At 35.7% G+C, this 23,650-nt stretch carries 19 protein-coding genes; 13 read left to right on the top strand and 6 right to left on the bottom strand.

The features are described 5' to 3' along the window. Positions 1 to 61: 61 nt before the first annotated feature. The 3 genes from rnc to DFQ03_RS15945 all read right to left on the bottom strand — a co-directional run bounded on the left by rnc (position 62) and on the right by DFQ03_RS15945 (position 2,396). Positions 62 to 796 carry a ribonuclease III gene (gene rnc, locus DFQ03_RS15935; protein WP_133674234.1) on the bottom strand — a complete coding sequence of 245 codons (735 nt, stop codon included), beginning with the start codon at positions 794 to 796 and terminating at the stop codon, positions 62 to 64. 9 nt (positions 797 to 805) lie between these two features. Then, positions 806 to 2,056, bottom strand: a complete 1,251-nt coding sequence (fabF, locus tag DFQ03_RS15940) for a beta-ketoacyl-ACP synthase II (RefSeq protein ID WP_133674235.1) — start codon at positions 2,054 to 2,056, stop codon at positions 806 to 808. A 106-nt stretch (positions 2,057 to 2,162) separates the two neighbouring features. Then, positions 2,163 to 2,396 carry an acyl carrier protein gene (locus tag DFQ03_RS15945; protein ID WP_008269813.1) on the bottom strand — a complete coding sequence of 78 codons (234 nt, stop codon included), beginning with the start codon at positions 2,394 to 2,396 and terminating at the stop codon, positions 2,163 to 2,165. A 291-nt stretch (positions 2,397 to 2,687) separates the two neighbouring features. Between DFQ03_RS15945 and purN the strand changes: the two genes are divergently transcribed. From purN to DFQ03_RS15965, 4 genes are all read left to right on the top strand, one after another. After that, positions 2,688 to 3,263, top strand: coding sequence for a phosphoribosylglycinamide formyltransferase (gene purN / locus DFQ03_RS15950; RefSeq protein WP_133674236.1), 576 nt, complete (start codon positions 2,688 to 2,690; stop codon positions 3,261 to 3,263). Further along, complete coding sequence (locus tag DFQ03_RS15955; RefSeq protein WP_133674237.1) at positions 3,263 to 3,898, top strand: ribonuclease H1 domain-containing protein; 636 nt, start codon at positions 3,263 to 3,265, stop codon at positions 3,896 to 3,898. Before purN ends, DFQ03_RS15955 begins: the two co-directional genes overlap by 1 nt. A 115-nt stretch (positions 3,899 to 4,013) precedes the next feature. After that, positions 4,014 to 4,940, top strand: coding sequence for a PfkB family carbohydrate kinase (locus tag DFQ03_RS15960; protein WP_133674238.1), 927 nt, complete (start codon positions 4,014 to 4,016; stop codon positions 4,938 to 4,940). A gap of 47 nt (positions 4,941 to 4,987) precedes the next feature. After that, positions 4,988 to 6,886 carry an amidophosphoribosyltransferase gene (locus DFQ03_RS15965; protein ID WP_133674239.1) on the top strand — a complete coding sequence of 633 codons (1,899 nt, stop codon included), beginning with the start codon at positions 4,988 to 4,990 and terminating at the stop codon, positions 6,884 to 6,886. An 862-nt stretch (positions 6,887 to 7,748) separates the two neighbouring features. On the opposite strand, the gene DFQ03_RS15970 is transcribed toward DFQ03_RS15965, so the two are convergent. Beyond that, a complete protein-coding gene (locus DFQ03_RS15970) occupies positions 7,749 to 8,357 on the bottom strand; it encodes a superoxide dismutase (protein ID WP_133674240.1) in 609 nt (202 codons plus the stop codon). 119 nt (positions 8,358 to 8,476) lie between these two features. Here DFQ03_RS15970 and DFQ03_RS15975 point away from each other — a divergent pair, with 119 nt between their 5' ends. The 4 genes from DFQ03_RS15975 (at position 8,477) to DFQ03_RS15990 (ending at position 17,047) form a co-directional block, all read left to right on the top strand. Beyond that, positions 8,477 to 11,572: a UvrD-helicase domain-containing protein gene (locus DFQ03_RS15975; protein WP_133674241.1), complete on the top strand. Its 3,096-nt coding sequence runs from the start codon at positions 8,477 to 8,479 to the stop codon at positions 11,570 to 11,572. A gap of 6 nt (positions 11,573 to 11,578) precedes the next feature. Further along, a complete protein-coding gene (gene kbl, locus DFQ03_RS15980) occupies positions 11,579 to 12,772 on the top strand; it encodes a glycine C-acetyltransferase (RefSeq protein ID WP_133674242.1) in 1,194 nt (397 codons plus the stop codon). Between the two features lie 113 nt (positions 12,773 to 12,885). Then, the gene (locus DFQ03_RS15985; RefSeq protein WP_133674243.1) at positions 12,886 to 14,229 is read left to right on the top strand and encodes an OmpA family protein; all 1,344 of its coding nucleotides are present in this window, start codon (positions 12,886 to 12,888) and stop codon (positions 14,227 to 14,229) included. A 73-nt stretch (positions 14,230 to 14,302) separates the two neighbouring features. Further along, positions 14,303 to 17,047: a PD-(D/E)XK nuclease family protein gene (locus tag DFQ03_RS15990; RefSeq protein ID WP_133674244.1), complete on the top strand. Its 2,745-nt coding sequence runs from the start codon at positions 14,303 to 14,305 to the stop codon at positions 17,045 to 17,047. A 2-nt stretch (positions 17,048 to 17,049) separates the two neighbouring features. Here DFQ03_RS15990 and DFQ03_RS15995 read toward each other — a convergent pair whose 3' ends face one another. Next, the gene (locus DFQ03_RS15995; RefSeq protein WP_133674245.1) at positions 17,050 to 17,760 is read right to left on the bottom strand and encodes an SDR family oxidoreductase; all 711 of its coding nucleotides are present in this window, start codon (positions 17,758 to 17,760) and stop codon (positions 17,050 to 17,052) included. A 116-nt stretch (positions 17,761 to 17,876) separates the two neighbouring features. Between DFQ03_RS15995 and DFQ03_RS16000 the strand changes: the two genes are divergently transcribed. Continuing rightward, positions 17,877 to 19,217 (top strand): sugar porter family MFS transporter, encoded by a 1,341-nt coding sequence (locus DFQ03_RS16000; protein WP_133674246.1) that lies wholly within the window; start codon positions 17,877 to 17,879, stop codon positions 19,215 to 19,217. Positions 19,218 to 19,221: 4 nt separating this feature from the next. Here DFQ03_RS16000 and DFQ03_RS16005 read toward each other — a convergent pair whose 3' ends face one another. Next, entirely contained in the window at positions 19,222 to 19,653 is a 432-nt protein-coding gene (locus DFQ03_RS16005; RefSeq protein ID WP_133674247.1) for an RrF2 family transcriptional regulator, read from the bottom strand. Positions 19,654 to 19,801: 148 nt separating this feature from the next. On the opposite strand from DFQ03_RS16005, the gene DFQ03_RS16010 reads away from it, so the two are divergent. From DFQ03_RS16010 to DFQ03_RS16025, 4 genes are all read left to right on the top strand, one after another. Continuing rightward, positions 19,802 to 20,314, top strand: coding sequence for a c-type cytochrome (locus DFQ03_RS16010; RefSeq protein ID WP_133674248.1), 513 nt, complete (start codon positions 19,802 to 19,804; stop codon positions 20,312 to 20,314). A gap of 94 nt (positions 20,315 to 20,408) precedes the next feature. Continuing rightward, positions 20,409 to 22,340, top strand: a complete 1,932-nt coding sequence (nosZ, locus tag DFQ03_RS16015; protein WP_394346273.1) for a Sec-dependent nitrous-oxide reductase — start codon at positions 20,409 to 20,411, stop codon at positions 22,338 to 22,340. A 126-nt stretch (positions 22,341 to 22,466) separates the two neighbouring features. Beyond that, positions 22,467 to 23,084: a hypothetical protein gene (locus DFQ03_RS16020; protein ID WP_133674250.1), complete on the top strand. Its 618-nt coding sequence runs from the start codon at positions 22,467 to 22,469 to the stop codon at positions 23,082 to 23,084. 22 nt (positions 23,085 to 23,106) lie between these two features. After that, positions 23,107 to 23,550 carry a nitrous oxide reductase accessory protein NosL gene (locus DFQ03_RS16025; protein ID WP_133674251.1) on the top strand — a complete coding sequence of 148 codons (444 nt, stop codon included), beginning with the start codon at positions 23,107 to 23,109 and terminating at the stop codon, positions 23,548 to 23,550. Positions 23,551 to 23,650: the final 100 nt, after the last annotated feature.

Genomic DNA, 23,650 nt, shown 5'->3' on the forward strand with positions numbered 1-23,650 from the left:
ATTTGATAAAAACACATTAAAAGTTACTAAAATGTTAGCTTTTTATCATTTTGTGAAATGATTAATTCTCCATTTTGTCCTGCAGCGCAAAAAAAGCTCTTTTTGAAGCTCTTTCTTCTGCTTTCTTCTTTGAAGTTGCTCTCGCTTTGGCAACAACATTACCCCCAATTGAAAGTTTAACGGCAAAATGTTTTAGTGGATCGTTACCGGTATCATCATATACGTCAAAATCAAACGTTTTCTTCTTTTTCTGACACCATTCGATTACTAAACTTTTATAACTAATAACCCTACCTTCTAATTGTTCAATGTCTACATAAGGGTCTACTACTCTCTTATAAATAAATTTTTCACAATATTTATAACCACGATCAAGATATATGGCACCTACCAAAGCTTCAAATACATTACCATGAATGTTTTGACCAAAGTGCGATTTGGGTATTCTACTTTCAACATAGTTAATTAAACCTAAATCTCTACCCAATTCATTTAAATGCTCTCTACTAACAATTTTAGAGCGCATTTTGGTAAGGTAGCCTTCATCGCCTTCTGGCACCTCGCTATAAAGATGTTTAGAAATTATGGTTCCGAGCATAGAATCACCTAAGAATTCTAACCTTTCATAGTTCATAGCATTACCCTTATCATCTTTTATATTCATTGACCTATGAAGAAAGGCTTTTTTATAAAAGGATAATGTTTTGGGCTTAAAACCTAAAATTTTGGTTATTCCCAAAAAAAAATCCCCATCCTCTTTTGGATGGGAATTAAATAAGTTTGAGGGAAATGACATAAATACTAATTAATCAATTTTTTTAAAAACCACACATGCATTGTGCCCACCAAAACCGAATGTGTTACTCATAGCAACCTTTACATCTCGTTTTTGAGCTTTGTTCAATGTAAGGTTTAAACTAGGATCTATATTCTCATCTACCGTAGTATGGTTAATAGTTGGAGGTACTATTCCATGCTCCATTGCCAAAATCGATGCAATTGCTTCAATAGCACCGGCTGCTCCTAATAAGTGCCCAGTCATAGATTTTGTGGAATTTATATTTATATCTTTTGCATGTTCACCAAATACTTTGGTAATTGCCTTAAGCTCTGCAACATCTCCTAAAGGCGTAGAGGTACCATGTGTGTTAATGGCATCTACATCTTCAATTGATAGACCTGCATCTCTTAAACAGTTTTCCATTACTCTAACTACTCCTATCCCGTCAGGGTGTGGTGCAGTCATATGGTAAGCATCACTAGACATACCGCCACCTGCTACTTCTGCATATATTTTTGCTCCTCTAGCAACTGCATGCTCATATTCTTCAAGAACCAATGCCCCTGCTCCTTCTCCTAATACGAAACCATCTCTAGTTGCATCAAAAGGTCTTGAAGCTGTTTCTGGACTTTCATTTCTTGTTGATAATGCGTGCATTGCTCCGAAACCACCCATACCTGCAATAGTTACGGCTGCCTCACTACCACCGGTTACGATGACATCACAATGACCTAAACGTATATAGTTCAAGGCATCTATCATGGCATTGGCCGAAGAGGCACAAGCTGAAACAGTTGTATAGTTAGGTCCCATAAAACCATGTTTTATAGAAATATTTCCTGGTGCTATATCTGCAATCATCTTTGGTATAAAGAATGGATTGAATCTTGGTGTACCATCACCATTAGCAAAATTCATCACTTCGTTCTGGAAAGTTTCCAATCCTCCGATTCCTGCTCCCCAAATAACCCCAACACGAAATTTATCAACTTTTTCTAAATCCAATTTAGAATCAAGAATAGCCTCGTCAGAAGATACAAGTGCATACTGTGCAAATCTATCTAGCTTACGGCCTTCTTTTCTTTCAAAGTGATCTTCGGTGCGGTAGTTCTTTAGCTCACATGCGAATTTTACTTTGAATTTTTCTGTATCGTAATAAGTAATTGGTGCCGATCCACTCTTACCGTTGACCAAGGCATTCCAATACTCCTCAATATTATTACCTATTGGGGTAAGTGCCCCCAAACCTGTAACTACAACTCGCTTTAACTGCATTTAACTTTTATTTGTTTAAATCTAAACCAAGCGTAAATTAAAAAAAATTATCCATGCGGAGCATTTACCACATGGATAATTTGAATTCTATTTAAGAAAACATGTTTTACTTCGCTTCTTCTATATAGCTGATGGCTTGACCAACAGTTGCGATATTCTCAGCTTGATCGTCTGGAATTTGAATATCAAATTCTTTTTCGAACTCCATTATCAACTCTACCGTGTCTAATGAATCTGCGCCTAAATCGTTAGTAAAGCTAGCTTCGGTTACCACTTCGTTTTCATCAACTCCTAATTTATCAACGATGATAGCTTTAACTCTTGATGCAATGTCTGACATAATAATATTTGTTTTAAAAATTTAAATTGAAGGCAAAAATAAAAAACTTTGGTTTAATTACACTAATTGTCGTTAAAATGTATGGTAATTTAATAAAATTAAAGACATGTGCTGTAATTTTACCATATTAATATTTTGTTTCGGTAACGTTGAAAAAAGGTATTGAAAAGTAGTGAGGTAATTAGAACCGTTAATGATAATCGTTTTTTTCTAAATTCTGACAAGCTTTAAATTTGCTTTATTTGCCGAACTTTAATTTTATTGTTCGCTCTCTTAAAAAGACCACTTCTATTGAAAACCCAAAAAATTATTCTTTTTGCCTCAGGTTCTGGATCTAATGTTGAAAACATTGCCAACTATTTTAAACTCCGCAAAGATGTTACTATATGCTGTGTATTAACTAACAAAAGCGATGCCAAAGTCATCGAACGTTGCAATAGACTTGAAATAAATGCTTTGTATTTTAACCGCCAAGCCTTTTCTAAAAGTGACTTTATCTTAAATCTGTTAAAGTCTTTAGACCCAGATCTTATAGTATTAGCCGGCTTTTTATGGAAAATTCCTGAAGCTATTACAAATGCTTTTCCAAATAAAATTATAAACATACACCCAGCTCTTCTACCCAAATACGGTGGTAAGGGCATGTACGGTATGCACGTTCACAATGCAGTTAAGCAACATAACGAAACAGAAACCGGTATTACTATACATTATGTAAATGCGCATTATGATGAAGGTGCAATTATACAACAGACAACAGCACCTATTACTGTAAATGATACTGCAGAAGATATTGCATCTAAAGTACACCAATTAGAATATGAGTACTTCCCTAAAGTTATCGATGAAATTCTATCTAAACAATAATGGCTAAAAAAGGAAAATTCTATGTTGTCTGGAAAGGTAAAAAGCCAGGCATCTTTGATTCATGGAAGGAATGCAAAAAATCTATTGCAAATTATGCCGGTGCAGAATATAAATCTTTTGAATCTTTTGAGTTCGCCAAAAAAGCTTACAACGGTAATTATGCCGATTTTAAAGGACAGAAAAAAACAGCACCTTTATTATCAAAAGAAGAATTGGCACGAATTGGGACACCTAATTATCATTCTATTTCTGTTGATGCGGCTTCTAGCGGAAATCCCGGAGTTATGGAATACCAAGGTGTAGATACCAAAACGGGTAAAAAGTTATTTAAACAAGGCCCTTTTCCGCAAGGCACCAACAATATTGGAGAGTTTTTAGCTCTTGTTCACGGACTAGCATTTTTGAAAGAGCGCAATAGTGACCGTATTATTTATACAGATTCTAGAACAGCCATGAGTTGGGTACGTAAAAAGAAATGCAACACAAAACTAACGGCATCTGCTAAGAACAAGAATCTTTTTGAACTTATTGACCGGGCAGAAGACTGGTTAAAGAAAAATAAATACACTACAGTTATCGTAAAATGGGAAACAAAGGCCTGGGGAGAAATTCCTGCAGATTTTGGTAGGAAATAATTGGCATTTTATATCAACAATTCACCTTTAACAACTATTACCATTTGTATTTAATAAACCATTTTAATTAGCCCCTCAAAATCGTATATTTGCAGCTTAAATTTTTTACAATTTTATGGGCAAGCTTTTAATAGTAGGTACTGTCGCTTTTGACGCCATTGAAACTCCTTTTGGAAAAACAGATAAAATATTGGGCGGCGCAGCTACCTATATTGGCTTAGCAGCATCTCAATTCGATGTTGATTCAGCTATTATATCTATCGTAGGTGATGATTTACCTCAAGAATATTTAGACCTATTAACTGATAGAGGTATTGATATCTCTGCCTTAGAAATCGTAAAAGGTGGTAAAACTTTCTTCTGGAAAGGTAAGTACCATAATGACTTAAATTCAAGAGACACCTTAGTTACAGAATTGAACACATTAGAAGACTTCAACCCTGTAGTTCCTGAAAATTACAATGATGCCGATGTAGTTATGCTAGGCAACCTTCACCCAATTGTTCAATTAGGTGTAATTAATCAGATGAAAAAACGACCAAAATTAATCATATTGGACACCATGAATTTTTGGATGGACAATGCTCTTAACGATTTAATGGAAGTCATTAAACATATAGATGTTCTAACTATTAACGATGAGGAAGCTAGACAACTAACTGGCGAATACTCTTTAGTTAAAGCAGCACAGAAGATTTTTACCATGGGCCCAAAATATGTGGTCATCAAAAAAGGAGAACACGGTGCTTTATTATTTAATGAAGACCAAATATTCTTTGCGCCGGCATTACCTTTAGAAGAGGTATTTGACCCAACAGGTGCTGGTGATACTTTTGCAGGCGGATTTTCAGGATATCTAGCAGCAAGCGACGATAGTTCTTTTGAGAACATGAAGAAAGCTATTATTCACGGATCTAATTTAGCATCTTTTAGTGTTGAGAAATTTGGAGCAGAAAGAATGATTGATCTAGAACGCAAAGAAATTAGAGAAAGACTGCATCAGTTTAAAAAACTGACTCAGTTTGACATAGAATTAAAATAATCCCCCTAGCCTCAAAATATTTTGGGGTTTTTTTAATACCAAAAACAATGAGTGACGCAATTAAGCATGAGTGTGGTATTTCTGTAATACGATTGTTAAAACCTTTAGAGTATTACAAGGAAAAGTATGGAACAGCATTTTATGGTGTAAATAAAATGTATCTAATGATGGAAAAACAGCACAATCGCGGTCAAGATGGTGCAGGTTTTGCCAGTATTAAATTAGATGTAGAAGCCGGGGAACGTTATATGAGCCGTGTACGCTCGTGTCAGCAACAACCTATACAAGATATTTTTGCCCAAATCAACGACCGTATCAACTCTGAGCTAAAAGAGCATCCGGAGTATGAAGATGATGTGGCTTTACAAAAAAAGCACATACCGTATATAGGAGAATTACTTTTAGGACATGTACGTTATGGTACTTTTGGTAAAAACAGTATTGAAAGCGTTCACCCTTTCTTAAGACAGAACAATTGGATGCACCGTAACCTTATTGTTGCAGGTAACTTCAACATGACCAATGTTCACGAACTGTTCGATAACCTAATTCAACTAGGGCAACATCCAAAAGAAATGGCCGATACGGTTACCGTAATGGAAAAGATAGGTCATTTTCTAGATGATGCGGTTGCTAAATTATACAAGCAGATTAAAAAAGAAGGATACACCAAACAAGAAGCTTCTCCACTTATTGCCAAACGTTTAAAGGTGTACAAGATATTAAGAAGGGCTGCCAAAAATTTTGATGGTGGTTATGCTATGGCCGGTTTATTAGGTCATGGCGATGCTTTTGTATTAAGAGATCCAAGTGGTATTAGACCTGCTTACTACTATAGAGATGATGAAGTTGTCGTAGTAGCATCAGAAAGACCGGCAATACAAACAGTATTCAATGTACCTTACGATGAAGTAAAAGAATTGGATCCGGGTGCAGCCATCATTATTAAAAAGAATGGTTCAAGTGCCATTAAACAAATACTAGAACCTAAAGAGCGAAAGGCATGTTCTTTTGAACGTATCTATTTCTCTAGAGGTAGTGATAAAGAAATATATCAAGAGCGTAAAGCGTTAGGTAAGTTGGTGTTCCCTCAAATATTAGAATCAATTAACGAGGATATCAAGAACACCGTTTTCTCTTATATACCAAATACGGCAGAAACGTCATTCTACGGTATGGTAAAAGAAGCTCAAAACTACCTGAACAAGAAAAAAGAAGAACAAATACTAGCTTTAGGAACAGGTATTACAGGCGAACAATTACATGAGATATTAGATGTACGCCCTAGAATCGAGAAAGTCGCTATTAAAGATGCAAAGCTTAGAACTTTCATTACCCAAGATAGTAGTAGAGATGATCTTGTAGCGCACGTATATGACATTTCTTATGGCTCTGTAAAAGAAGGTGACAATCTTGTTATTATAGACGACAGTATTGTTCGTGGTACAACACTCAAGAAAAGTATTCTAAGAATTCTGGACAGATTATCACCCAAGAAAATTATAGTGGTATCATCTGCACCGCAAATCAGATACCCAGATTGTTACGGTATCGATATGGCAAAATTAGAAGACTTTATAGCTTTCAAAGCTGCCTTGGCTTTACATGAAGACAACAACTCTATGCATATCGTAGAAGATATTTACAAAAAATGCTTAACACAGGTTGAGAGTCATGATAACGACGTAATTAATTACGTTAAAGAATTCTACGCTCCGTTTACCGCAAAAGAGATCTCCAAAAAAACCGGAGAACTACTTAGTCCTGATGGAATAAAAGCCGAAGTTTCTATTATCTACCAAACAATTGAAAGTCTACATGAGGCTTGCCCTAAAAACTTGGGGGATTGGTATTTTACCGGTAACTACCCAACACCAGGCGGAAACAGAGTGGTAAATAGGGCTTTCATAAACTTCTATGAAGGCAATAATGAACGCGCATATTAGATAATTCATCGATGAAATACACTCATTTTATGTATTTCATCGATGAATACAGTATTTTAACGACTGAATAGTCGATTTGACTTAACCAGCTTTACATTTAAAGCTACCATAGCATAAGTAGGTTAAGTTCATGGTAAGATTTGGGGCAAAAAAGGTGGAGTTTACTCCGCCTTTTTTATTTGCCAATTTTACTCTCTGTAAAGTTGTAATCCGTTTCTTCACAAAGCTCCCTTTGACGTTATTACGAGACGTTCAACCAATACCTTTTCCTGTTGTTAATAAGCCGATTACATTTACAGAACCATAGCATAAGTAGGTTAAGTTCATGGTAAGATTTGGGGAAAAGGACGGAGCGATGCTCCGTCTTTTTATTTTACAGCCATTTTTAACTTCATCATCTCACAACAACTTTCGAAATTTTTAATTCTAGCAGTACAACCTAAGTTTGTGACGTACAACGAATAGCTTTTTATAATACCCTCTTTGCTTATACATTTACTGAACCATAGCATAAGTAGGTTAAGTTCATGGTAAGATTTGGGGAAAAGACGGAGCAATGCTCCGTCTTTTTATTTTATACCAATTGGCTTATAAAACAACTAGTTACCCTTTGTAACCTACCCCTAGAAAAACATCTCTACCAAAATAAAAGTTTATTTTTTTCTTAAAAATCCTTTTTTTATTTACTCAATACCAGTAATTTAGTATCGCCATAGCATAAGTAGGTTAAGTTTATGGTAAGATTTGGGACGAAAAGGGTGGAGACTTCTCCGCCCTTTTCTATTTTAAAACCAAAAAAACCACCTATGAATAATTCATAAGTGGTTTCCTACAATATAGTTAAGAATATTTCTGCTCTTTCTTATTTGTTACTTGCGTATCTTTTTGATACTTCATCCCAGTTAATGATATTGAAGAATGCCTCAATATAATCTGGTCTCTTGTTTTGGTAATTTAGGTAATATGCATGTTCCCAAACGTCTAAACCTAATATTGGTTGACCTCCACATTCAACGCCTGGCATTAATGGATTATCTTGATTTGGTGTAGAACATACTTCTACTTTACCGCCTTCATGAACACATAACCATGCCCAACCAGATCCGAATCTTGTACCTGCCGCAGTTGAAAACTTATTTTTGAATTCTTCGAAAGAACCAAAAGCACTATCAATTGCAGAAGCTAATTCGCCACTTGGCTTTCCACCACCGCTTGGTGATAAGATTGTCCAGAATAATGAGTGATTGTAAAATCCGCCACCGTTATTTCTAACAGCACCATTACTCATATCTAAACCAGTTAAAATATCTTCTATAGACTTCCCTTCTAAGTCAGTACCTTCTATAGCAGCATTTAATTTAGTTGTATATCCGTTATGATGTTTTGTATGATGTATTTCCATTGTCCTTGCATCGATATGAGGCTCAAGAGCATCATAGGCGTAAGGCAATTTTGGTAGTTCAAAAGCCATAATTTATGTGTTTTTAGATTAATATTAATTGTATTCCAAAGTTACGGATTTTAACATTTATATTCATGTAATAATTTGTTAAGAACTGTACAGGAATCCTTAATTTGCAGTAAAAATCAGTGTCTAGTAATTCTTTTACCATATACAATGCTTCTGCCGGATCTGGCAAAACCTATGCTCTTGCTAAGGTTTACCTGAAAATTATACTTGCTTCGCCGCAGAATTTCAGAAAAATATTGGCTATCACATTTACCAATAAAGCGGTAAATGAGATGAAGCATAGAATATTGAACAGTTTGTTCGAATTTTCTAAAACTATATCTATAGAAGATGCCAATCCGTTATTTAATGATATCGTAAACGAAACCAATTACACCTTTGAAGAACTACCTGCATTAAGTAAACTTCGCTTAAAGCAAATTCTTCACAACTATGCCTTTTTTGACATTTCTACTATTGACAAGTTTACCCACAGACTTATAAGAACTTTCGCGAAAGATTTAAAGATCCCTCAGAATTTCGAGGTTGTTCTTGATGTAGATCTTCTTTTACAAGAAGCTGTTGAGCGTGTTATCAGTAAAGCCGGCGAAGATCCTGAGTTTACTAAAGTGCTTTTAGATTTTGCCATTGAAAAAATCGAAGATGACCGTAGTTGGGATATTGGGTTTGACCTTTTAAAAATCGGTAAACTGATATTCGATGAAAACAACGCCGAACATTTAAAACATTTACAAAAAATAGAATTAGGCGATTTTCTAAAGCTTCAAAGTCATCTTAAAAAAGAAACCAAAAATCTAGAAAAAAGAATTGTAGAACTTGCTACTGCAGCTCTTGATGTTATTACTTCATCTGGATTGGACTTCAAAGATTTCCCTAGAGAAACCTTACCAAACCACTTCAAAAAAATAGTAGCTGGTAACTTTACACCTACTCAACTATATAATAACAAACTAGAGGATAATTTAATTGAGGGTAAAATAGTCAAAGCCACCGTTAAAAATGCACCAGCAGAATTAGCACCTCAATTACTTCATCATTATCAAGCTATAAAACAGCTCATTTATAAAAGGGGATTGTATGCTAACATCAATAGAAACATTATTCCCTTTGCGTTATTAAATGCAATACAAAAAGAACTGAAGATTATTCAAGAAGAAAAAGACCAATTGTCTATTTCTGAATTCAACACCTTAATTGCAAAAGAGGTTAAAGACCAACCTGCACCTTTTATTTATGAGCGACTTGGAGAAAAGTATCGTCATTATTTTATCGACGAATTTCAAGATACTTCGCAAATGCAATGGGAAAATCTTATTCCATTAATTGGTAGTGCCATGGAGGGTGAAGATGAATTGGGCAGTACCGGGTCTTTATTTTTGGTAGGTGACCCAAAACAAGCTATTTATAGATGGCGTGGTGGTAAAGCTGAACAATTTCTTGAGTTGGCAACACACGAAACACACCCATTTACAATTCAATCAGATCTGGTTACGCTGCCAAAGAACTACAGAAGTTATGCAGAAATCATCAACTTCAATAACAACTTTTTTCAAAGTATTAGTCCGTTTTTAGAGAATGACATTTATCAAGAATTCTTTAAAATTGGTAACACACAAGAAACCAATCAGAAAGAAGGTGGCTACGTAAACATTTCATTATTAGAAGAAGATACCGATGAGGAGTATGCGGCAAACACTTTGGCAACTATTCAACGATGTTTAAGCCAAGGGTATACCTATAGCGACATCTGTATTATTATAAGAAAGAAAAAGCATGGTCTTCTACTGGCAGATTTTTTAATGCAGCACGAAATTCCTGTAGTTTCTTCAGATTCTTTATTACTAAGTGAAAGTGCCAAAGCTATTTTCTTGGTACAACTGATAAGGCATATGGTTCAACCTACTGAACTAGAGATTCAATATGAGATTTTAAATTTTTTATCGGAAGGCAAAAATGACAAGCATTCCTATATCTATGAGAATTTAGGAAAGCTTAATACACACTTGTTAGAAACATATGGTTTTGATGCCTCTAAACTAAGACAAGCTTCAGTTTTCGACGGATTGGCGTATGCTATAAAAACCTTTGATCTTATACCAACTTCAGATGCCCACCTATCTGCATTTATGGATCTAGTTTTTGATGTAGAGCAAAAATATGGCTCAGACATGCAGTCCTTTGTAGACTATTGGGACAAGAAAGGAAATTCGGCGAGCATTAGCACACCCGAAAATATGGAATCGGTACAGATCATGACCATTCATAAATCTAAAGGGTTGGAGTTTCCGGTTGTAATTTTCCCTTATGCCAATTCAAATGTGTTCGAAGAGATCGACCCAAAATTATGGCTTCCGGTAAACAAAAATGAATTTCTTGGCTTTTCCGAAGTACTTATTAATAAAAAGCAAGAAGTTCAAGAATACGGTGAAATTGAATCGCTACTTTATGAAATTGACCACCAAAAATTACAGCTCGATGCTTTCAACCTATTATATGTAGTACTTACTAGAGCGGTGAATGCCCTGTTTATTATTAGCGCCAACAAACTCGATAAAAAAGGAGAACACAATACCAATAGTTATTCTGGACTATTCATTCATTTCTTAAAGAGCACCGGTGAATATCAACAAGATAAACTAACGTACGACTTTGGTAAATTAATACCACAAACGTCTAAAAAACAAACCAGTACAGACCAGCTTTCTATACCTTATATATATACCAATATAAATAGGCCCGATTTTAAGATACTTGCATTAGCCGGAACGTTATGGGACGAAGGCTTAGATGTTGCCATTAATCAAGGTAATGTTATACATTATATATTAGGTGCGATTTTTACAACAGCCGATTTAGATAGAGCCGTACAAATGGCGCTGCAAAAAGGATTGATAAAAGAGCAAGATGTAAACGGGATAAAGGAAATTGTAAAAAAGGTCATCTTTCATAAAGATTTGACGCAATTTTACCAAAATGATATCGAAGTACTAAATGAACGCGACCTATTGATGGCAGATGGCACGGTACAAAGACCAGATAGGGTGGTTATAAAAAACAATCACGCTACCATTATAGATTATAAGACTGGTGAACAAAACCCAAAATACCATCATCAAATAAATACATATGCCCAGAGTTTTTCAAATATGGGCTATACCATAGACCATAAGATCATTGTCTATATTAATACTGAAATAGAACTAGATTATATATAAAGGAATATGTACGGAAAAATTAAAGAACATTTACAGCAAGAAATTGAAAACATCAAAAATGACGGACTCTTTAAGGAGGAAAGGATCATTGTTTCTCCGCAAGATGCTGTCATTAAAATCAACACCGGGCAAGAGGTGATCAATTTTTGTGCGAATAATTATTTAGGGCTTTCATCTCACCCAGATGTTATACAGGCGGCAAAAGATACTATGGATTCGCATGGTTTCGGTATGTCTTCTGTTCGGTTCATTTGTGGCACCCAAGATATACATAAGACATTAGAAGAAAAGATCGCTCACTTCTACGGTACAGAAGACACCATACTATATGCCGCTGCCTTTGATGCCAATGGCGGAGTGTTCGAACCTTTGCTAAATGCAGAGGATGCCATTATTTCTGATTCTTTAAACCATGCTTCAATAATTGACGGTGTGCGTTTGTGTAAAGCAAAGCGCTACCGTTACGCCAATAGCGACATGCAAGATTTAGAGGCTCAGCTAATTAAAGCGAATGAAGACGGCGCTCGATTTAAGATTATTGTTACCGACGGAGTGTTCTCTATGGATGGAATTGTAGCTCCTCTAGATAAAATTTGTGATTTAGCCGATAAGTATGATGCTTTGGTTATGATAGATGAATGCCATGCCACCGGATTTATAGGTGAAAAAGGAAAAGGCACCTTAGAAGAAAAAGGTGTTATGGGCAGAATAGATATTATTACCGGTACACTTGGTAAAGCATTAGGTGGCGCCATGGGCGGTTACACAACTGGCAAAAAAGAAATTATCACATTACTGAGACAACGCTCTAGACCTTATTTGTTCTCTAACTCTTTAGCACCTGCTATAGTAGGTGCGTCTATTAAAGTGTTCGATATGTTAGAAAACGATACTTCGTTACGAGATAAATTGCAGGAAAATACTGCATACTTCAAAAAAGGCATTAAAAATGCAGGTTTCGACATTGTTGACGGAGATTCAGCTATTGTGCCCGTAATGCTATATGATGCCAAACTTTCACAAGATATGGCCAATATGTTATTGGAAAGAGGAATTTATGTCATTGGTTTTTTCTACCCAGTAGTTCCAAAAAATAAGGCTCGCATTAGGGTACAACTATCTGCAGCACACACGAAAGAGCATTTAGATGCTGCTATAAAAGCTTTTACAGAGGTCGGAAAAGAATTAAAAATCGTTTAAATGCAGTATTTAATCTATTAAATGCGCTAAAAAAAATAGGAAATTGATTTTGTTAATAATATTTAACAAGTTACATTTGCAGCTAATAAACACTTAAACTTAAAATTTAATACATGAAACATCTTAGCAAATTATTGGCAGTTGCCCTACTTGTAGTAGGTATCAACAGCATACAAGCGCAAGACGAGAATAACCCTTGGCAAGTGCAATTTGGGGTTAATGCCATTGACGTATATCCAACTTCGGATGTAAGTTCTTTCGGTAACGAATTCTTTAATGTGAACGATCACTGGAACATTTTACCTTCTATCTCTTACGTAGGAGTATCTAAGTCAATAGGAGATGGTTTCTCTGTTGGTGCTAGAGGTTCTCTTAACAAGATTAGCAAATTAGGTGATACTAGCGTTGACGATCTTTCTCACTACGCTATAGATGGTACAATAAAATACGATCTTATCAAAAGACAAACTGTTCTTGATCCTTTCGTAGAAATCGGTGGTGGTTATACTTGGGTTGATGAAATCGGTGCTGGTACTGCAAATGGTGGTATTGGTCTTAATATCTGGTTTTCTGAAAACTTAGGTCTTACTTTACAATCTTCTTACAAGCATGCTTTCGAAGATTACGGAGTTACACATTTCCAACACTTAGCTGGTATCTCAGTTAAATTTGGTGGTACTGATACTGACGGTGATGGTATCTATGATAAAGACGATGCTTGTCCAGAAGTTGCTGGTCTTGAAGCATTCAACGGTTGTCCTGATTCTGACGGCGATGGTATCGAAGACAGCAAAGATGCTTGTCCTAACGAAGCTGGCTCTAAAGAAATGAACGGTTGCCCAGATGCTGACGGTGACGGTGTTGCTGATAAAGATGATGCTTGTCCTAACGAAGCTGGTCTTCCTGCTTTAGCTGGTTGTCCTGATGCTGATGGCGATGGTGTTGCTGATAAAGATGACGCTTGTCCTTCTGAAGCTGGTCCTGCTGAAAACAAAGGTTGTCCTTGGGCTGATAAAGACGGTGACGGTGTACTTGATAAAGATGATCAATGTCCGGATGTTGCTGGTACAGTAGCTAACGCTGGTTGTCCTGAAGTAACTGAAGAAGTTCAAAAACAATTGAACGATTACGCTAGAACTATCTTATTTGATACTGGTAAATCTTCTATCAAAGCTGAGTCTACTTCTGTAATGGTTGACATTATCACAATCCTTAAAGAATATCCTAACGCTAAGTTTACTGTTGAAGGTCATACTGACAGCGTAGGTAGCGAAAAATTAAACCAAAGCCTTTCTGAGTCAAGAGCTCTTTCTGTAAAAGAATTCTTAGTAGACAAAGGAATCGAAGAGTTTAGATTATCTGCTGTAGGTTACGGTGAGTCTAAGCCAATGGCTACAAACAATACAAGAGCTGGTAGAGCTCAAAACAGAAGGGTAGAAATCAACTTAGTAAAATAAGTTTATAAAAACCTAAGTGTTTTAATAACTAAAAGTCCCGCAATATTGCGGGGCTTTTTTATTTTTACACTATATGCAGAGCTTTATACAAGATGTAGTACTAGACGTTTTAAAAAATAACCCAGATACCGGTAAAGTAGTTTTTATTCTACCTAGTAAACGTGCGGGTGTATTTCTTAAAAAAATACTATCACAATCACTTACCCAAACCGTACTTGCCCCTGAAATCTATAGTATAGAAGATTTCATTGAAAAGGTTTCTAACCTTGTCACCGCAAATACGACCACACAATTATTTGAACTCTATAATGCCTATTTAAAAGTGGGCGATTATGATAAGGAATCTTTTGATTCTTTTTTAAAATGGGGACAAATACTATTACAAGATTTTAACGAAGTAGACCGTTACTTAGTTGACGCATCAACCCTATACCAAAATGTTGCCGCTATTCAAGAGGTCAACCACTGGTCATTGAATCCTGATAATTCTGAAATGATTGAAAACTACCTTCACTTCTGGAGGTATTTAGAAGACATCTACAATCAATTTAATAACCGATTATTAGAACAAGGACTTGGTCACCAAGGACTCATCTATAAAACCTCGGTAACAGAATTACCAAACTATCTTGAAAAAACGAATAAAAAACATATTTTTCTTGGCTTTAATGCCTTAAACACTGCAGAGAGTATACTTATACAGACTATTCTTGAGAAAACAGATGCTAAAATCTATTGGGATATCGACCCTTACTTTTTGCAAGATAATATTCATGATGCCGGTTTCTTTATAAGAAACTATCAAAGCACATGGAATGTGCTGAAGGGAAAACCTCTTGCAGGACTTACCAATTATTACAACACCGAAAAGCATATTGAAATTATTGGGGTGCCTAAAAATATCTCTCAAGTTAATTATGTGGGCGATTTACTGTACAAGATACAGAATGACTCTCCAGATGCATTACGTAATGCCGCCATTGTACTTGGTAATGAAGAATTACTAAATCCGTTATTAAATTCAATTCCCGATAATATACCCGCTACCAATATTACCATGGGTCAAAAGTTGGCATCAACTACATTGGCCAGTTTTTTTACCAACCTTATTGAGTTTCACGAACAAAAGACTGAAAAAGGATGGTTCTACAAGCACTTATTGAATCTTTTGACACATTCATACGCCGTGCTGTTATTTGACGCAAATGAAGTCTCTACAGACAGTTTAATATCTAAGATCAAAACAAATAACTGGTCATATATTACCAATGCACAAATTCGTCAACTTTTACCAGAAAATGCAGCGATCAACTTACTGTTCGAAGATGTAAAGAATAAGCCGAATCGACTTATAGATAATTTTTTGGCTCTTATTGAAGCCATAAGAGTTATTGACGTAGTAAAAGAAAATTCTCTTTTGTTAGAGCAGCTTTATAAATTCTTTACACTCTTCAATCAGCTAAAGGATCTTTGTAACAGCTTTGCATACATTAACAATCTTAAAAGTTTAAAACATCTATTTTCACAGCTATTAAGCTCAGAAACTTTAGATTTTCAAGGAAATCCCATAGAAGGCATCCAGATTATGGGAATGCTAGAAAGTCGGTTGTTAGATTTTGAAACTATTATTATCACCTCTGTCAACGAAGGGGTTTTGCCTTCTGGTAAATCTAATAATTCGTTTATTCCCTACGACCTAAAAATCAAAAACGGTTTACCGACATACAAAGAGAAAGATGCTGTTTATACGTATCACTTCTATCGTTTATTACAACGTGCCAAAAATGTATATATATTATACAATACTGAGCCAGATGCATTGGAAGGCGGCGAGCGAAGTCGATTGATTACTCAGTTGTTGACCGATGACAATAGAAGTGATATTAAATTAATTATAGCAACACCTACTATACAACCTATTACCAAAGAAATTGAACAGGTTGAAAAAACAAGATCGCTTATTACCCTTATTCGAGACAAAGCCAGAAAAGGTTTTTCACCTAGTTCGTTAAGTAATTATATTAGAAACCCTATTGATTTCTATAAACAGAACTTATTAAATATTAACGAGGTATTACAGGTAGAAGAAACCTTGGCACCGAATACATTTGGTACCATTGTTCATGATAGTTTAGAGGAATTGTACACCCCTTTAATTGGCAAACCTCTTACGGCAGAACTACTAAATGGAATCCGAAAAGGAATACCTACCATTGTAGCTCAGAATTTTGAGAAGACCTACAAAGAAGGAAATATTAGTTCTGGTAAAAACTATATTTCTTTTCATGTTATCTTAAAGTATATACAGACCTTCATTGATGCCGAAGTAACCGCTTTAAAAGACCATACGATTAAAATTATTGCACTAGAACAAAATTTGTCTGTACCTCTAGTGATTGCCGGATTAGATTTTCCTATAATCCTTAAAGGAAAATTAGACAGGGTAGACGAATTTGATGGCATTACCCGCATCATCGATTACAAAACAGGAAAAGTGGAACGCCGTAATGTAGAAATTGTAGATTGGGATATCTTGACCGACGAATATCAATACAGCAAGGCATTTCAATTACTGTGTTATGCATTGATGTTCTTCAAAACCCATCCCGCACAAAACCTATCTATACAAGCCGGTATTATATCATTGAAGAACTTTGCAGAAGGCACTTTGCTTTTCGCACAAAAAGAATCTGCCCGAGCAACCAGTAAAAATCACATCATAAATAATGAAGTCATTTCTGATTTCGAGCAGATACTTGGTCAACTAATTACAGAAATCTGTAATGCTGATATTCCGTTTACCGAAAAAGAAGTGTAATACTACTTCTTATCTGGTCTTGTTGGCCTTACCTCAATTTTGCTAGGTAAGGTTCTTTCGTTCATTTGTAATAAGTCTAATACCAATTCACCAATATCTTCCGGTTGAATTTTCCATGCATCTTTTTCATCTGGCTCGTTGTTATTAAAATGTGTTGAAACAGAACCTGGCATTATGGTAGATACTTTAATACCATACTGTCTTAAATCTAACATTGCAGCCTGAGTAAAACCAACCACTCCGAATTTAGAAGCATTATACCCTGCGCCTTTTGCAAAGAAATTTGTACCCGCTAAACTCGCTAATGTTATATAATACCCTTCTGACTTCTTTAAAGCCTCTACAGATGCTTTTAAGGTATGAAAAGCCCCATTTAGGTTAGTATCGATCATTTGATGCCAATCTTCATCTGTCATTTCATCGATAGGTGCAAAATTACCAACTCCGGCATTTGCCAAAACTACATCTACTTGCCCCCATTTTTCCATTATTTTAGAAACGGCATTCTTCTCGTCAGCCATTTTAGCCACATCAGACACAATTCCTAAAACCGCATCGTTGTTAAAATCTTTTAAGGCCTTATCTACACTTTCTTGAGATCTACCACTAACGGCAACTCTCATTCCCTGATTCAATAATGTTTGTGCTACTGCAAACCCAATACCCTTAGTGCCTCCTGTAATGTAGGCTACTTTATTTTTCAAATCTTTCATCGTTCAATTTTTATAATTATCACAAGTTACCAATTCTTTGATTTTTTTGTTGTCCATTAAGATTAAGATTTAACGGTTTTCATTCATTATATTTAACATCAACTTAATACTCAATAATGAATAGAATTATCGTTTGGTCGATCACCGTAGCGCTTGCAGGTTTTTTATTTGGATTTGATACCGTAGTTATCTCAGGAGCAAATGAACCCATTAAACAATTATGGAATACATCTCCTCTATTTCACGGTACTTTTATAATGAGTATGGCACTTTGGGGTACTGTATTCGGTTCTCTGTTTGGTGGTATACCCACCAAAAACCTAGGGCGTAAAAAGACCTTACTTTGGGTCGGTATTCTATTTTTGGTTTCTGCCGTAGGTTCTGCATTGGCGCAAGATCCGTACTCATTCTCGGCATTTCGTTTTATTGGTGGTGTAGGCGTAGGTATTTCAACCGTTGCCGCCCCAATTTATATTTCTGAGATTACCTCGAAAGAAAATCGTGGTAAAATGGTAGGGCTTTATCAATTTTGGTTGGTATTCGGTATTTTAATCGCCTTTGTATCTAACTGGTTGTTAAAAGGTTTTGACGGAATAAATGATTGGCGTTGGATGTTGGGCGTAGAAGCTATACCTGCATTTATATATACTATAATGGTTTTTACCGTACCAGAAAGCCCAAGATGGTTGGCTCTTCATAAGAAAGACGACGCTGCCGCGTTGAAAATATTGGAGATCATACACTCAAAAGAAAAAGCGGCACAGCAACTGACAGAGATAAAAACGGACCTTAAACATACTACCAAAAGTGAAAGTCTTTTTCAAAAGAAATATTCTAAAGTACTTTATCTAGCTTTCTTTATAGCTTTCTTTAACCAACTATCTGGTATCAACTTTGTACTCTATTATGCTCCTGAAATACTAGAACAAGCGGGACTTGGAGGTAAAGAATCTTTATTTAATTCCATCGCCATTGGTATTGTAAATCTTGTATTTACATTTATAGGAATACGCCTCTTGGATAAGCTAGGAAGACGACAACTGATCATTATTGGATCTATTGGCTACATCATAAGTTTGATTATGGTGGGTCTCTGTTTTCAGATGGATTTAGGGTCTACCCTTACATTAACCTTCATCTGTACTTTTGTTGGTTCTCATGCCATTGGGCAAGGTGCCGTAATCTGGGTATTTATCTCAGAAATATTCCCGAACAGTGTTCGTGCATACGGACAATCTTGGGGAGTTAGCGTACACTGGATATTTGCAGCGATCATTACATTGATCACTCCGTTTTTCTTGGATGCAACTGAGGGAGTTTTAAAAGACCAAGTGTGGTATATCTACTACTTCTTCTGCGCTATGATGGTATTGCAGCTTATTTGGGCACTTACCAAAATGCCGGAAACCAAAGGGGTTTCTTTAGAGAAATTAAGTATGGAGTTGGTGAAGGAGTGATAATTTAAACCGACAAAAAACTTTTGCCCAATATTATATCTTCTATCAGGTCTTTAATTTTGGTTTCTTCGAACTTTTTTAGGCAATCATCTTTAGAATCACTAACTAAATTATGCAAGGGACAGGGATGGCTTGCGTCACATTTATGTAATGTAAGTATGCATTTTTTTATTCTCTGCTCACCATCTATTGCAGTTACAATATCTATTATAAATTGATTTTTCTCATCATCAGTAAGATAAAACCCGCCCTTAGGTCCGCGAACAGATGAGATTAAATTTTTCTTTGTTAATTCTTGCATTAATTTAGATAGATATGCCTTTGGCACACCTGTATTATCGCTTAAGTCCTTAGCCAATATTTTATGCTCTTCAGAAGAATTTGCCCCAAGAAATAGAACCGCTATAAGCGCATATTTAGCAGAATTAGAAATCATAAATATCGTTTTCTCAAAGTTAAAAATCTTTCTTTCAAATATTCATTAAAGATTAAAAGACTTTTTTGTCTTCAATATGATATTTGTCATATATAATCATGTTCATGACATCTACATTTGTGGTATTAATTAGATAAATATCTATACCATGAAAAACATTCTAAAAAGTATAACAGTAATTTTTGCCCTAATACTAATTGGTTGCGGAGGTAAAGAGGAAAAGAAGAAAGAAGGGTTTAGTGTAACCCGAGAAAAATCTAAAACAGAAAAGCCAGCTGAAACTGTTACAACAACCAATTCCGTAATGGCTTCTGAACGTGTAGATTTAGAAAATAAGGGCGTAGGTCCTATTACATCAGTTACGCTAGCTCCAGATATTGACGCGGCTTTGGCTAAGAAAGGTGAAGAGGTATATGCCCAATTGTGTTTGGCATGTCACCGTACCGAAAAAAAATTTATTGGTCCTGCCCCAACAGGTATTTTAAATAGACGTAGCCCAGAATGGGTAATGAACATGATTCTAAATCCAGAGGTTATGGTCAAAGAAGACCCTTTAGCAAAAGATCTAATGGCAGAGTTTAATGGTGCACCAATGTCTAACCAAGGGTTAACCGAAGAACAAGCTAGAAGTATACTTGAATTTTTCAGAACACTGAACTAACACTATATAAAACTTTAATTCAATTGCAGTAAATAATAAAATAGATAACCATAAAACAATTCCAATGAAAAAATATTCAACTTATCTAGCTACAATGCTAGGATCGTTTTTAATACTATCGGGTTGTGGAAACCCAGACGGTAAAGCAAATTCAAATGGAGCACTTGCCTCTAGTAATGCTGAAAAAGTTTATGTAGCCCCTGGAGAACAAGACGAATTTTATGCCTTTATGTCCGGTGGGTATAGCGGTAACTTAACGGTATACGGACTTCCTTCTGGACGTATGTTCAAAGAAATTCCTGTTTTTTCCCAATTTCCAACATCTGGTTATGGCTATTCTGAAGAAACTAAACCAATGTTAGAAACATCTTTCGGTTTTGTGCCATGGGACGACTCACACCACCCAGATATTTCTCAAACCAAAGGTGAATTAGATGGGCGTTGGATTTTTATAAATGGAAACAACACGCCAAGAATAGCCCGTATCAGTTTAAGTACTTTCGAAACCGAAGAAATTATCGAATTGCCAAACAGTGCAGGTAACCATAGTTCTTCTTTTGTAACCGAGAATACTGAATATGTTGTGGCCGGTACTAGATTCTCTGTTCCTATTCCTCAACGAGATATGCCTATTAATGAGTATAAAGGTAACTTTAAAGGTTCACTCTCATTTATAAGTGTTGATCCTAATAATGGACATATGGATCTAAAATTTCAAATTTTGATGCCAGGTTTCAATTATGACCTTTCTCACCCAGGAAGAGATAAATCTCATGGTTGGTTTTTCTTTACCACTTATAATACAGAGGAGGCAAACTCTCTTTTAGAAGTAAATGCATCACAAAACGATAAAGATTTTATTGCGGCTATTAACTGGAAAAAAATAGAAGAATACGTCAATAATGGTGGCGGTACAAAAATGCCGGCAAATTATGCTCATAATGTGTACAATGAATCTACACACATGGCTACATCTACCATGAAAAAAGAAGTATTGACCGTTGACCCTTTAAAAGTGCCCGGCGCCGTTTACTTTTTGCCAACTCCTAAATCTCCACATGGTGTAGATATTGACCCTACTGGTGAATTTATTATCGGAAACGGAAAACTTTCTGCAGACCTTACTGTTCATTCTTTCGATAGAATGATCGCTGCAATAGAAGCCAAAAAATTCGATGGAGAAGCGTACGGAATTCCTATTCTTAAATTTGACGATGTTTTGGCAGGTACTGTTAAAAGTGGTGGTTTAGGTCCGTTGCATACAGAATTTGATGGGAAAGGTAATGCATATACTACTTTTTTCATTTCCTCTGAAGTTGTAAAATGGAATTTAGAAACATGGGAAGTAATTGACCGTAAGCCTACATTCTACTCTGTTGGGCACTTAATGATCCCCGGCGGAAATTCTAGAAAGCCTTTTGGTAAGTATGTGGTTGCAATGAATAAAATTACAAAAGATCGATATTTGCCTACAGGTCCTGAATTAGAGCACTCTGCTCAATTATATGATATTACTGGTGATAAAATGGAATTATTATATGATTTTCCAACTCATGGAGAACCGCACTATGCTGCAGGTATACCCGCTGATCTTTTAGCTCCTAAATCTAAGAAAATTTATCGCTTAGATGAAAATGAGCATCCGTATGCAGTAACCTCACCGGCGGAAGCAAAGGTTGTTCGCGATGGTAATGAAGTTCATGTGTATATGTCTATGATTCGTAGTCACTTTACACCAGATAATATTGAAGGTATCAAGGTTGGTGACAAAGTCTACTTTCATATCACCAATCACGAGCAAGATTTCGATGTGCCTCATGGTTTTGCTATGATCGGTCAAAATACCTCAGAACTTTTGGTCATGCCAGGGCAAACTAAATCGTCTGTATGGGAACCTAAAGAACCAGGTGTTTGGCCATTTTATTGTACAGATTTCTGTTCTGCGCTACATCAAGAAATGCAAGGTTATGTTCGTGTTTCACCAGCTAACTCTGATGTGCCCCTTAAATTTAGTTTAGGCGAATAGTCCGTATTTACTTGATCTAGAATTTTAAATAGCGGGTTGATCTAAAAACCGACCCGCTCTTTATTATATCTCTAATAATGATCTGTTAATAGTCGATTTTGACGCAACACTTTTAAAAAAAAAGAAATGAAAAAAGCTAGCACTATAATGATTATAGGTTCATTGTTTTTGTTGGGTCTATTTTACTTTCCTTTATGGAATATTATGTTGGGAGCACCACAATACCCAGAACCATTAGGTATGGATATTTATATTTCTGGAATTAAAGGTTTATCTGAATTCGATTTACAGAATATTGATGGTCTAAATCATTATATAGGTATGAAGACCATACCAAAAGATGGTGAAATGTGGGAATTTGAAGTTTTCCCATCGGTTATCTTAACCATGGTTGTTTTAGGTATATTCATAGGATTATTCGGTTTTTTAGGCAAACTTTCCTATAAATGGTTTATCGGTTGGTTTCTAATTATGTCCATTTTAGGCATAATGGGCATGTATGATTTTAATGAATGGTTGACCGATTATGGCTCAAACCTAAGTCCTAATGCAATTATTAAAGTAGTAAATGCCGATGGTACACCAATGACTTATAAACCACCACTTTTAGGATATCAAAAAATGCTAAATTTTGATGTGACCTCATTACCGGAAAAAGGTGCGTGGATGATGTTTATAGGCATGACACTCACCCTTGTAGCCTTTTATTTAGGATGGAGAAGTCATAAAAATGGAATCACATAAATTTAACTAAACAACCTGTACCATGAAAAATTATTCCATTCTCTTTGCTTTGCTTTGCTTTATGTTAATTGGATGTAACTCTAGCCCTAAAGCTATTGCTTATGGATCAGACGGATGTCACTTCTGTAGCATGACAATTGTAGACAAGCAACACGCTGCACAATTCATGACCAAAAAGGGTAGAACCTATTCGTTTGATGCGACAGAGTGTATGCTTAACCATTTAAAGGATATTGATATGGCTACCATTGCGCAATACTCGGTAAACGATTATGATGAACCAGGTGCGTTAATAGATGCTACCAAAGCCACTTATTTGATCAGTAAAAACATACCAAGCCCTATGGGCGAATATCTTAGCGCATTTGGCAATCTAGAAGCTGCCAATAAAACTAAAGAAGAAAACGGTGGCGAATTATTTACTTGGGATCAACTACAAACAAAATTCAATGTAGCCCAACATTAAATATTACGGCAAGAGTGTGCCTAACCAACTCTTATAGACCTGCAGTAACTTTTGTAGAATCTTAAGTTCTGTCTAATCACATCATAAAAAAAATATTAAT

The organism is Maribacter caenipelagi, assembly GCF_004364175.1.
GTDB classification, from domain to species: Bacteria; Bacteroidota; Bacteroidia; order Flavobacteriales; family Flavobacteriaceae; genus Maribacter; species Maribacter caenipelagi.